The organism is Paraburkholderia sediminicola, from assembly GCF_902859805.1.
Lineage (GTDB): Bacteria > Pseudomonadota > Gammaproteobacteria > Burkholderiales > Burkholderiaceae > Paraburkholderia > Paraburkholderia sediminicola.
The window spans coordinates 188,322-200,557 of the sequence record NZ_CADIKC010000004.1; the positions used below are offsets into that span (position 1 = coordinate 188,322).

Below are 12,236 nucleotides of genomic sequence, written 5' to 3' on the forward strand. Positions count from 1 at the left end.
GGCCCCTCGCGCGACATTGTTCTTGTTGCTCCATGGCCGCGGATGCCTGTCCTCGCGAATCAGGCGCGTACCGGGAGCTGCCATTTGATGGTGCATCGGGTTTCGGCGAGCCGGCGGCGCTGCAGACGTCGGCTGACGAAAAAACGGATGCGACAACGACCGTCGATCATACGCGGCTGCACGGTCGCCGTGGTGGGTCCTGACCTTATTTGAATATTAAGTTCGCAAGCGCACCGCGCGGCGTATCGGAGTCGCTACCGTCGCTATCGGCCTAGCGCCTAAACTTCCTGAAAAACTTGCGAATCTCGGCAGCGAGCAGATCAGGCTTTTCCATCGCGGCGAAATGGCCACCGCCCGGCATATCGGTCCATTGCACGACGTCGAAGGTCCGTTCGAGCCACGTGCGCGGCGGGTGATTGATCTCCTTCGGGAAACGTGCGAAGCCCACCGGCGGCACGACGCGTTGCCCCTCAGCGAAGCGCATCGGCTGCAGACGGTTTTCCCAATACATCTGCATCGACGTGCCGATACTCTGCGTGTGCCAGTAGAGCGAAATGTTGGTGAGCAACTCGTCTTTCGAAAACACCCGCTCGATATCGCCGTCGCAATCGCTCCACGCGCGAAACTTCTCACCGATCCATGCCGCGAGGCCCACCGGCGAATCGTTCAGCGACGCCGCCGCGGTTTGCGGTTTCGTGGCGTGCATATGAGCATAGCCGCCCTCCAGGGCGACCCAATCGTTCTTCTCGCGCAGATAGGCTTCTTCCGCGGGCGTAAGCGGTGTTTGCGCGGCACCGCTCGCGGGCTCGTATGAACTTGGCAGGAAGTTGAGATGAATGCCGTCGACATGCTCGTGATGCCGTGCCGCGAGCGCGATCGAGACACCGGCGCCCAGATCGCCGCCCTGGGCCCCAAAGTGCTCATAACCGAGACCACGCATCAGCGAAGCCCACAAATCCGCCACCTGAAACGCCGAAGTACCGGGCTCCGCCGGAGCCTGCGAGAAACCAAAACCGGGCAGCGATGGAGCGACGACGTCGAACGCATCGGCGGGATCACAGCCGAACGCGGCCGGGTCGCATAAGCGGTCGAGCAGCGCGTGGAACTCGAAAAACGATCCCGGCCAGCCATGCGTGATCACGAGCGGATAAGTCGTAGGACCGACACCACGCCGATGCACGAAGTGCACGCGCTGGCCGTCGACCTCGGCGAGGAATTGCGGCTGCAGATTCAACTTGCGCTCAGCCTCGCGCCAATCGAAACGCTCGGCCCAGTACTGCGCAAGCTCGCGCAGCCAGGTGGAGTCGGCGCCCTGCTGCCAGGCAGGCGACGGCGTCGCCGGTGCCCAACGTGTCGCGTGGATCCGCCGGCGAAGATCGTCTATGTCAGCGTCAGGCACGGCAATCTGAAACGGCTCTATCTGCATGTCAGTTCATCCGGCACAGGGTGTGGGGATAACAGGCGCTTCGGATTCGATAGCGCTGTTCACGGCAATCCAGCAGGGGCCAAGGTGCGAAGCGCGCATGAAGCGCACGGAGCGCACGAAGCCCACGGCAAGCACGGAGCAATCTGCATGGTACACAATGAACGCGATTCTCGTTTGACGCGGCTAAGACCGTGACCAAGACCATCATGGTCGCAGCCCCTGTGGCTCTACGGCAAACAAAAAAGCCCGCGAAATGCGGGCTTTTTTTCAGCTTACTGCCTACACCAGCCGCTTAGAAGCGGTGACGGATACCCACCGTGCCGACCACTTGCGAATCGGTCGCCGAGCGGCTCACACCGACGATATCCGCCGTGATGCCCGAGTCACCCACACTGCCGACATGCTGATATGCCGCTTCAACATACACGTCGGTACGCTTGGACAACGCGTAGTCGGTCTGCAACGTAAGCTGTTGATACTTCGGGCTCGCGCCGTTCAGACGTGCATCGGTGAACGTGTACGCGCCCGACACCGTCCATGCCGGCGTGAATGCGTAACGTGCGTTCACTTCGTAGTTCGTGAAGCGCGCGCTGCCGCTGGTCAGCGCGAATCCGCTCGTCGTGCCCGACGCCGACGATCCGATCGACGTTGCGTTGTGCAGTTGCGTCTGCGTGAACACGAGGCCGACGTTGGCCGCGCCGAACGAATAGTTCACACCGGCGCCATAGGTGCGCTGAAGGCCCGCGTTGAACGTGGAATCGCCGCTTGCCACGGCGCCGCTCGTGTTGGTCGTCGAGCCGCCGCCGTTCAGTTGCAGGTAGCCTGCAGCGAATTTCAGGCCGCCGAATGCGTACGACGTGCCGACGCTGTAGGCACGGCTATCCGCGAAGCTGCCCGCTGCGTTCGAGAAGCCGTACAACGCACCGAACTTGAAGCCGCCGTAGTTGACACTCTGGAACTTCACCGAGTTGTTGATACGCACGGAGTTGTTCAGGTTGTCGTTGTCGTACGGGTGCGAGGCGAGCGTGCCGCCGTATTGCGTGCCGTTCAGCGCGAGCGGGGCGAGATAGTCGACCAGGCTGTCGTACTGGCGACCCAGCGTGACCGAGCCGAACTGGTCGCTCGACAGACCGACGAAGGCCTGACGCCCGAACTCACGGCTGTTCTGTCCCAGCTTGCCGTTCGACAGATTAAAGCCGTTTTCCAGCACGAAAATCGCTTTCAGACCGTTACCCAGATCTTCCGAACCGCGCAGGCCCCAGCGGTTGCCGTTCAGCATGCCGCTAGCTTGCTGAAAGTTGCTGCTGCCGCCCGAATTGCTGGTGTAGGTGAGGCCCGTATCGATCAAACCGTACAGGGTGACCGAGCTTTGCGCGTGGGCGGCACCCGCGGCGCCGATGAGTGCGAGCGAGAGGCCCGACAATACGAATTTATTCATGGATTTCTCTCCTGATTCGAATAGCGGATGCTATCGAGCGGCCGAGAATATCTCACTAATCACAAGACTGTTTTTCAGTTAATTACGACGTTGTGTTTATGCGACGCCGCTAATTCTTCAGATTGCCGATCATTTCATGTAATGGCCGATCTGCCGCCAAAAAACGAAATGGGGCGTACTCCTCTCGCGAGTACGCCCCAAGTGCCTGATTTAATGCTTCTCTCGGAGAATCAAGCCGACGCAGAATAGCATGGCAAATCTCTGCCAACAACGAATCATGGTCGATTTATAATTCCAATTAATTCAAATGGAAATTAATTGGAATATCTTGATAGGAAAACAAAGCAATTCAATCCATTATTGCGATAATTGAAAATAGTTATTGTTAGTTTTAAAAGCCACGCAGAAATCGCATTGCCTGGAGAAACTCCGTTCTGCCCGGCTCGCTGCATCGCTGCGCTAGCTGGCCGTCTGCGCAGTTTCAGGGGCGCGGCACGACCGTCATGCTCGGTGCGCCGCCGGGTCCTGCCGGGTCCGGATTGCCGAACGCGGGAAGGCTGCCGTCGGCGCGAGCGCGGGCGATTTCCGCACGGACTTCTGCGCGGGTTTTTGGCCCGCTCGTCGATTTAACCAGCGTGCCGGCAGAGGACGCGAGCTGAGGTGCCGATGGCGTCGGTATGACTTGCGGGGTTTGCTGGGCTTGCGGGCCTGGTGGCGCTGATATCGGCTCAGTCGGCTCTGTTGGCTGTATCAGCCGTATCGGCGCTGACACGGCAGGCACGCTGGTTACGCTGGTTACGTTGGAGCGCACCTTCACCTCCGCCGGAACAGATGACACCGAACCCGCACCAACAGGTGTGCCAACGCCACCCGTTTTCCCGCTCAGCAGGCTACCCGCGCTAACGGCAGCTACTGCGGTTTCGGGAGGATGTTGGGTCGTCGAGTAGCGGGAAGACGCACGGTTCGAATGTTCGCGCGTCGCTACGTAGCTTTCGTGCGAGCGGCTTGTTTTCCCGGAAGACGTCGCCGAAGATAGCGCCGATTTCGCCCCGTGCTGCGTCGGCCTATCCCCATGCACAACGGCGAGCGCGTGCTGCGTCTGCTTCGCGCGTGCTTCGACTTCTCTTTGCAGCGCAAGAACCTGATCGTCGTCCCGATGTGCTGAACGCACCGCGTCCAGTTGTGCCTGCGCGGAAACAAGATCGTTGCGCTGTAGACTTTTGCGCGCCGCCTGCAGATCCCCTGCGATTGCCGCCGCCGAATCGCTGCGTGCAACGACCGGCCCGGAACTTACTGAGCCCGTTATCGTGTCGCCGCGTGTGGCGTGAGATGCATTGTCGCGCTCCAGGCCGAGTTCGTCCGTCGGCAGCCAGCCTTTGTCCGACTGCGAAATATAAGCCGCGATCGCAACCGCGCCGACCAAGAGGCTCGTGAGAACTATCTTCCTGGGTTCGACAACCATGACGTCTCCCTCTCAAATCGTGGACATACGCGTTTGCCGCGTGCTTGCCCCGCGTTTGCCTCAACGCAAACGGGCCCGAATTCATCAGAGGGTTCGCAGCGAATCAATCGATGCCGCCGCAACGACCGCGAATTCGGGCCGGTGCAGTCACGTACGAATAAGAGTGCAAACTGGATGCGTGCTATCCACCATTTATAGTCGCCAAACGTCGATTAGTCCGCGCATGCAGGGTGTGTTGTCCGAAAAAGCCAGCTTACTGACCACGCTTTCCTAGGACGATTGTTTGAACTGCGAAGCAATGAAGGTGGGTTTTAATCCGCCGTTTGAATTCGACAAAGGCGGCGCGCGCCTATACGAGCGGACCTTCAGTCTGCTTGCCGCGCACGGCGACCGCAATCGAGCTGCCGACAATCAGCGCAATGCCGAACAGCGACATGCTGCCGATCGTCTCGCCCCACACGATGTAGCCGAACAGTGCAGCCCACACGATGCTCGTGTAGTTATACGGCGCGAGCGCGCCGGCGTCGGCCTGTCGAAATGCCATCGTCATCAGCAACTGGCCTGCCGTGGCAAACCCACCGAGCAGCGCCATCACCCCGAGTGCTTCGATCGAAGGCGCGCGCCACGCAAAATAGAGCGATGCGCCCGTGACGATCGTGCCGATCATCGTGAAGTACAGCACCGTGGTGCCCGAATCGTCGGTGGCGCGAATCCGCTTGATCTGAATGATCGACAAAGCACCGAAAAACGCGCTCGAAATCAGCAACACCGGACCGAGCCAGTTCGAATGTGAACCGTCCGGACGTACCACGAACAGCACGCCGACAAAACCGACCGCAGCGGCAAGCGCATCGCGCGGCTTGAGCGTTTCCTTCAGAAGCAGCGGTGCCAGCACGATCACCAGCAAGGTCTCCGAGTACACGATCGCCACCGCTTCGCTGAGCGGCACATAGGGCAGCCCGGCAAAGAACAGCCCCGACGCGCCGAGCAACGTCAACGCGCGCAAGGTCTGTCCACGCACATCCATCTGCCTGAAACGCTCGATCAGCGGCTTGCCGCGCAAGCAAACCGCCACCGCGGGCAACAGGCCGAACAGCATCCGGAAGAACGTCACTTCATTGGCCGGATAGGCGAGCGCCACGGATTTCGCAAGGGCATCGACGACGGCGAAGCAGAACATCGAAACAAGAATCAGCGCGACGCTACGCAGCGGCACGCCGGCACTCCGGACGGCGGTGATGGGCGGCATGAGTTTTCCTGGGAACGCGCGAAGCAGCGCGTCGCTTAGGTTCCGCCTCCGGTGAAAGGGAGGCGTAATCGGAGAACGGATTATGCCTGCTGCGCCTCGCGCGATCGACTGGAAAAACTGCGCTCACCCATTCCGCATCCGCACCGCCAGGTGGGCCCGCGTCCCCGCCTCACACCCTGCCCTTCGTTTTCGCCATTCCGGGTAAGTACCGATACAGGTCTCGTCAACTAATAATATTATTCATATCGATTTCCGTATCCATAGGGCCAAGACGAGCTTTCTACGGCCCTATGCAGATTTAATAATAATTATGACCATCAATTAAGCGGGGACATCAGGAGATACAGGTGCGCAATTACTTTGTGCTAGCGGCGCTCGCCATGTTGGGCGCGTGCGGCGGCAATGACGGTTCACCGGGCGCGACCGCGTCAGCGAACAAGCAGATCGCGGCAGTCGATTCCGCAGCGGCATCGGCAGCGTCGGCGGCGGCTCTCGCGGACACCGCCAACGTCGAAGCCGAATTCAGGGCCGCGAAGACCATTCCATTGGGGATGAAAACGACGACACCGCCGCTCGTGATCGCCGACCCCACCCTCAACCTTCCGCCGTACACTCCGCCACCGCCGCCCACCCCGGTTTCCACGACGACGCTCAACTTCGGCGACTTCACGAGCTACCTCGCGCCCGGATCGACACAAGGCTGGCAGCCCGGCACGAGCAGCTCGACCATCACGATTGCCCCACCGGCCACCAACGGCACGGGCGCCGGCGACAAAACCGTTGCGCTCGCAAGCACCTACGCCACGGCGTCTTATGAAGCGGATGTGACGGTGAGTGCGCCCGTCGGGAACGGCGCCGCTAACGCAGGCTTTATCGTGCGCACGACAAACCCCACCGCCGGCGGCCCCGATAGCCTGACCGGCTACTACATCGGCCTCGACACCGGCTCGCACGTGTTGCAGGTCGGCCGCGAAAACAACAACTGGACGAACTTCATCGCGTATCCGATGAGCTCGATCGTGGGCGGCAGCACGCACCACCTGAAGGTCACAACGAGCGGCACGGCCATCACCGTCGATTTCGACCAGCAGCGCGTAATCAGCGTCAACGACGCCACCAACGCGCTCCCGGTGGCCTTCCAGTCGGGCAGCTTCGGGCTGCGGCGATTCGGCGTCGGCGCGACCTTCAGCAACATCACGATCCACACGTATCCGACCGTTACGTCGCCCAGCTTCGATTTCTCCAAGGTTGTCGGTGCGGTCTACACGCCGTCCAACGCGGTGAATGCGATCGACTTCTGGGAGAACTACGATCCCGAGATCGTCAATCGTGAGCTGACCTACGCGCAAACGTACGGTATGAACACGATTGCCGTGTATCTGCACTACCTCGTGTGGGCGAACGATCGCGTCGCATTCCTGAGCAAGTTCGAGAACCTGCTGAAGATCGCCGCGCGGCATGGCATCAAGGTCTCGCCGATCTTCTACGACGACTGCTGGAACCCGACGCCCGCGTATGGTCCGCAGCCCGCGCCGGTCTGGGGCGTGCATAACAGCCAGTGGGTGCAGTCGCCGGGCACACCGGTCGAGCAGGCGTATTTCCAGCCGACGGCGGCTAATGCCGGCACCACGTACAAGGCGAGTCTCGCGAGCTACATCACCGACTTCGTCGCGCCGCACCGCAACGACCCGCGCATCATTTTCTGGGAGCCGATGAACGAACCGGGCTGCAGCGGCAACGGCTCCTTACAGCAAACACGCGCCGTGATGATGAACGACGCGCGCATCGCAATTCTGAATGCGGGTGCGACGCAGCCGATCAATTCGCCGCAGGTGCAGGAAGACGAAGGCACGTATTTCTCGGACTTCTATGCATTCCATCCGTACAACAACCCGTACACGGGTCCGGTGAACGGCAGCAATGTCAGCGCGCTGAATTCCGAAACGCTGCAGCGTGGCTTCCCCGGCACAACGGGGCAGACGATGCCGGGCATTGTGTCGAACTACGGCGGCACGACGGGCTTCATCGTGTGGGAACTGATGATCGGTCGCACCAATACGCGCTTCCACTGGGGCCAGGTGCCGAGCGCGCCTGCCACCGTCGAACCGGCAACGCCCTTCCAGGGGACGATCTATCCGGACGGTCACCCGTGGCAGACGTCGGAGACTCAGGCATTGACGGGTGGATTCGATGTGAAGCTGCCGGTGCTGCAGGTCGGTTACTACAACGATCCGACCTTCAGCAGCGCGCCGGTCAAGACATCGATTGCGCCGTTGATCGACTTCGACCTGAACACCGAACGCGGCACCGATTCGCCTGACGCCTCCGCTGGCGTCAACGCGACCGGTTATGGCGTGCGATGGACCGGCGCGATAGAGGCCGCCAGAACCGGGCTCTACACGTTCTCGATCAATAGCGACAACGTTGCGCGTCTGTGGATCAATGGGGTGCAGGTCATCAACAAGAAGACCTCGACGCTCGCCACCGTGAGCGGCACGACCTGGCTCAACGCGAAGCAGCGCGCCGCGATCAAGGTGGAGTACGTGCACGGCACGGGTCCGGCCAGCATGCATCTGTCGTGGTCGAGCCCGGCAGCGCAGGGCCCCGGGGCACTGAGAATCGTGCCGTCGGATTCGCTTGTGACGTCGAACTGACGGAGGCTTGAAGTGGCTTGAGAAGGCTTGATTAAGCGCCCGGCAGCACGCAAGCTGCCGGGCGCTTGGTCATAGCCGTAAGCCATCGGCTTGCGCAGCGCACCTCGGCGCATTCCTCGCGCATAGTTTGAACCACCCTCCGTTTTGTGCGATGCTAGCCGCGCCACGGCAATCACGAGAAGAACACGGGCGCGAGGCAGACCAATCCTGTTGTCCATTCCTCAGGAGGAGACATGATTGTGTCATCGCAATTGCGCCGCATCGGCCTCGCCCCCCGTCTGTCATTCGCCCCGCCGTTGGGCGCTGCCAGCTTAAGAAAAGCAGGCGCCGTTTCCAGCTTCGTTTTCCTCACCAGTCTCAGCGGCGTGTGTCACGCCGACACCCAGGTCGGCGGCACCCTTCCCCCCGCTCCCGACAAGCTATACGGCGATCTTTTCGTAGCCGTGCAAACCGCGCAGATCTATCCGGATCAGAAGACTTTCGTCGACGCAACGCCGAACGCCGATCCTGCCGCGATCGTGCAACTGTACGAACAGCAGAAGAACAATCCCGGTTTTTCGCTGGCGAACTTCGTCAACCAGTACTTCACGCCGCCGAGTGAACCCGTCATCACGCCGCCCGCGAATCAGACGCTGCGCGAGCACATCAACTGGCTGTGGCCTGCCCTCACCCGCACCACGACGAGCGCGCCGGCAAACAGTTCGCTGATCCCGTTACCGAAGCCATACGTGGTGCCTGGCGGCCGCTTCCGCGAGGGCTACTACTGGGACACGTACTTCACGATGCTAGGCTTGCAGGAGTCGGGGCATGAGGATCTCGTCGACAACATGCTCGACAACTTCGCCTATGAGATCGATACGTTCGGCCATATCCCCAACGGCAACCGGACCTACTATCTCGACCGTTCCCAGCCGCCGTTCTTCTCGTACATGGTGGCACTCGCGGCGAAAGTTGAAGGCCGCAGCGTCTATCAGAAGTATTTGCCTGCCCTGCGCAAGGAGTACGCGTACTGGATGCAGGGAGAAAGCTCGACGCAGCCCGGTCAGGCAACCCGCAACGTCGTCGTGATGCCGGATCGCACGGTGCTCAACCGCTACTGGGATGAACTCGATACGCCGCGTGACGAGTCCTATCTGGAGGACATTCAGACCGCCCAGCAGGCAACGGGCCGCAATCCGAACGACGTCTACCGCGAATTGCGGGCGACCGCCGAGAGCGGCTGGGATTTCAGCTCCCGCTGGTTCGGCGACAACATGACGCTCGCGACGGTGCGCACCACGTCGATCATCCCGGTCGATCTGAACAGCCTCATGTTCCACCTTGAAATCACCATTGCGAAAGGCTGCGGCGAGACGCGCGATTTCCGTTGTGTCGGCGAGTTCGCTGAGCGCGCCGCCAAACGGGCGCTCGGCATCAACCGGTACTTGTGGAACGCCAAGGGCTACTACGGCGATTACGACTGGACGCTTGCGAAGCCGCGCGACAACAAGACTGCGGCGATGGTGTTTCCGTTGTGGGTCGGTGCGGCGTGGCCGGATCGCGCGCAGAAGACGGCTCAGCAGGTGCAGTCCGTCCTGCTGCAGCCGGGCGGCCTTGCGACGACCACCTACAACACCACGCAGCAATGGGATGCGCCGAACGGCTGGGCGCCTTTGCACTGGGTCGCGATCGAAGGCCTGAAGCGCTATGGTCAGGATGCGCTTGCGCAGCAGATCGGCACGCGCTTTCTGGCTGACGTGAAAGGCGTTTACGCGTCGGAAAACAAGCTGGTCGAAAAGTACGTGGTGGAAGGCGCGGGCACCGGCGGTGGCGGAGGTGGCGAATATCCGCTGCAGGACGGCTTTGGATGGACCAACGGCGTGACGCTCAAGCTACTCGATCTGTATAGCCCGGGCGACTGACCGGCATGGTGTAGCAATACAGAAAGGCGCACACGTCGCTCATAGCGGCGTGTGCGCGCAAGTGCGAATTACGAAATCGGCCTTATGATTCGTTGCGTGACGAAGCGTGAGTCCACTCAGCGCATCGCGTCTTCGTCCAGTGTCGGGTAATCGGTGTAGCCTTCTGCGCCACCGCCGTACATCGTGCTCTGATCCGGCTCGTTCAGCGCCGCGCCGACCCGGAGCCGCTCGACCAGATCCGGATTCGAAATAAAAGGCCGGCCAAACGCGATCAGATCCGCCCGTTTTGCCTTGAGCGTCTTCTGCGCGAGCTCCCTGTCATAGCCATTGTTCGCCATGAACAATCCATCGAATGCCTGGCGTAACACCTGCAGATCAAAGCCGCCCTCGACGTCACGCGTGCCGCCCGTGTCGCCTTCGATGACATGCAGGTAGACGAGCTTGCGGGCATTGAGTTGCTTCACCACATAGGTAAAAAGGGGTTCGGGATCGCTGTCGGCGATATCGCCGAAGCTGCTGAGCGGAGAAATACGCACACCGACGTGCTCACCGCCCCAGACCTCCGTCACGGCATCGGCCACTTCCAGCAACAGGCGCGCGCGATTCTCAATCGAGCCGCCATATTGATCGGTTCGTTGATTGGTCCTGTCGCGCAGAAACTGATCGAGCAGATAGCCGTTTGCCGCATGGATTTCCACACCATCGAAACCGGCGGCCTTCGCGTTGTGCGCGGCCAGACGATATTGGTCAACGATGCCCGGCATTTCCGAGGTTTCAAGTGCGCGCGGCGTGACGAGCGGCACGAAGCCTTCGTCGGTGTAGGCCTGGCCTTCAGGTTTGATCGCAGAAGGCGCTACGGGCAACGCATTACCCGGCTGCAGCGACGGATGAGAAATACGGCCCACATGCCACAGTTGCAGGTAGATATGGCCGCCCTTCGCATGCACGGCATCGGTAATAAGTTTCCACGCCTGCACCTGAGCGTCGTCATAAATACCAGGCGTGAACACATAGCCCTTGCCTTGCGGCGAAATCTGCGTCGCCTCGGCGATGATGAGACCGGCCGTTGCACGTTGCGCGTAATACTCGATGGCCAGTTCGCTCGGCACGTCGGCTTCCTTCGCGCGACTGCGCGTCAGCGGCGCCATCACGATGCGATTGGGCAACTGCAGCGGCCCGAGCGCGACCGGTTCGAACAGGTAACTATCGATGTGCGCGGATTCGGTAGACATGACGGCTCCTTGAAAAAGATCCAATCGAGTTTCGCCGGCCTTTCACGTCACGCCGAGTTTCGAGAGCAACGCTTTAGCCGCGGCTTCGGACGACGCCGGGTTCTGCCCCGTAATCAGATTGCCCGCGACCACAACATGCGACTGCCAATCCGGCCCCTTCGAATACCGACCCCCGCTCTTCTTCAACACGTCTTCAACGAGGAAAGGCACGACGTCGGTCAGACCTACCGCCGCTTCTTCGGAGTTGGTAAAACCGGTGACAGGCTTATCGCGCACGAGTGGCGTCCCGTCCGGGCCCTTTGCATGGCGTAGCACACCCGGCGCATGGCATACCGCGGCGACGGGCTTTCCGGCGGCATAGAGCGCGTCGATCAGGGCAATGGAATGTGTGTCTTCGGCGAGATCCCATAGCGGACCGTGACCACCCGGATAGAACACCGCGTCATAGTCCGCAGCCGACACGGTTGAAAGCTTCACGGTACTCGCCAGCGCGGCTTGTGCGTCCGGATCCTTTTTGAATCGCCGGGTCGCGTCGGTCTGCGCATCGGGGTCGTCGCTCTTCGGATCGAGCGGCGGCTGGCCGCCTTTGGGCGAAGCGAGCGTCATCTCGACGCCTGCATCCTTGAACACGTAATACGGCGCGGCAAACTCCTCGAGCCAGAAGCCGGTTTTCCGGCCTGTATTGCCGAGCTGGTCATGTGAAGTCAGTACCACCAGAATCTTCATGGCAACCTCGCGAGCAGATTCAATTCGCGTTGCACCGGGCCATCGAGCGGCGTTAGAGGCGCGTGTTGCAACACAGGCTGGAGCGATGCCGCCGGCTCCAGGCGCTCTGGCAGTATAGGCGGCTATCTGGAACGCCGAAGATGTTTCC

Annotated in this window: 8 protein-coding genes; 2 read left to right on the plus strand and 6 right to left on the minus strand. The window is 61.0% G+C overall.

Annotation, left to right across the window (positions count from 1 at the left end; all coding sequences use genetic code 11):
• Positions 1-271: 271 nt before the first annotated feature.
• From R8871_RS16870 to R8871_RS16885, 4 genes are all read right to left on the minus strand, one after another.
• Positions 272-1,426, minus strand: a complete 1,155-nt coding sequence (locus R8871_RS16870) for an epoxide hydrolase family protein (protein WP_175051470.1) — start codon at positions 1,424-1,426, stop codon at positions 272-274.
• Between the two features lie 292 nt (positions 1,427-1,718).
• Positions 1,719-2,864 carry a porin gene (locus R8871_RS16875; RefSeq protein ID WP_175051471.1) on the minus strand — a complete coding sequence of 382 codons (1,146 nt, stop codon included), beginning with the start codon at positions 2,862-2,864 and terminating at the stop codon, positions 1,719-1,721.
• A gap of 481 nt (positions 2,865-3,345) precedes the next feature.
• A complete protein-coding gene (locus R8871_RS16880; RefSeq protein ID WP_175051472.1) occupies positions 3,346-4,326 on the minus strand; it encodes a DUF4148 domain-containing protein in 981 nt (326 codons plus the stop codon).
• A 349-nt stretch (positions 4,327-4,675) separates the two neighbouring features.
• On the minus strand, positions 4,676-5,575 hold the full coding sequence (locus tag R8871_RS16885) for a DMT family transporter (protein ID WP_175051473.1): 900 nt from the start codon (positions 5,573-5,575) through the stop codon (positions 4,676-4,678).
• A 347-nt stretch (positions 5,576-5,922) separates the two neighbouring features.
• Between R8871_RS16885 and R8871_RS16890 the strand changes: the two genes are divergently transcribed.
• Together R8871_RS16890 and treA are read left to right on the plus strand one after the other, a co-directional pair.
• On the plus strand, positions 5,923-8,229 hold the full coding sequence (locus R8871_RS16890; protein WP_246287604.1) for a PA14 domain-containing protein: 2,307 nt from the start codon (positions 5,923-5,925) through the stop codon (positions 8,227-8,229).
• 233 nt (positions 8,230-8,462) lie between these two features.
• Entirely contained in the window at positions 8,463-10,130 is a 1,668-nt protein-coding gene (treA, locus tag R8871_RS16895) for an alpha,alpha-trehalase TreA (RefSeq protein WP_175051474.1), read from the plus strand.
• A gap of 116 nt (positions 10,131-10,246) precedes the next feature.
• Here treA and R8871_RS16900 read toward each other — a convergent pair whose 3' ends face one another.
• A complete protein-coding gene (locus R8871_RS16900; RefSeq protein WP_175051475.1) occupies positions 10,247-11,362 on the minus strand; it encodes an alkene reductase in 1,116 nt (371 codons plus the stop codon).
• A gap of 42 nt (positions 11,363-11,404) precedes the next feature.
• On the minus strand, positions 11,405-12,088 hold the full coding sequence (locus R8871_RS16905; protein ID WP_175051476.1) for a type 1 glutamine amidotransferase domain-containing protein: 684 nt from the start codon (positions 12,086-12,088) through the stop codon (positions 11,405-11,407).
• Positions 12,089-12,236 lie beyond the last annotated feature (148 nt).

What these genes read in the sequence shown, in the direction of transcription:
- R8871_RS16870 (WP_175051470.1), bottom strand. Translation starts at nt 1,426, where the DNA reads ATGCAGATAGAGCCGTTTCAGATTGCCGTGCCTGACGCTGACATAGAC.
- R8871_RS16875 (WP_175051471.1), bottom strand. Translation starts at nt 2,864, where the DNA reads ATGAATAAATTCGTATTGTCGGGCCTCTCGCTCGCACTCATCGGCGCC.
- R8871_RS16880 (WP_175051472.1), bottom strand. Translation starts at nt 4,326, where the DNA reads ATGGTTGTCGAACCCAGGAAGATAGTTCTCACGAGCCTCTTGGTCGGC.
- R8871_RS16905 (WP_175051476.1), bottom strand. Translation starts at nt 12,088, where the DNA reads ATGAAGATTCTGGTGGTACTGACTTCACATGACCAGCTCGGCAATACA.
- R8871_RS16900 (WP_175051475.1), bottom strand. Translation starts at nt 11,362, where the DNA reads ATGTCTACCGAATCCGCGCACATCGATAGTTACCTGTTCGAACCGGTC.
- treA (WP_175051474.1), top strand. Translation starts at nt 8,463, where the DNA reads ATGATTGTGTCATCGCAATTGCGCCGCATCGGCCTCGCCCCCCGTCTG.
- R8871_RS16885 (WP_175051473.1), bottom strand. Translation starts at nt 5,575, where the DNA reads ATGCCGCCCATCACCGCCGTCCGGAGTGCCGGCGTGCCGCTGCGTAGC.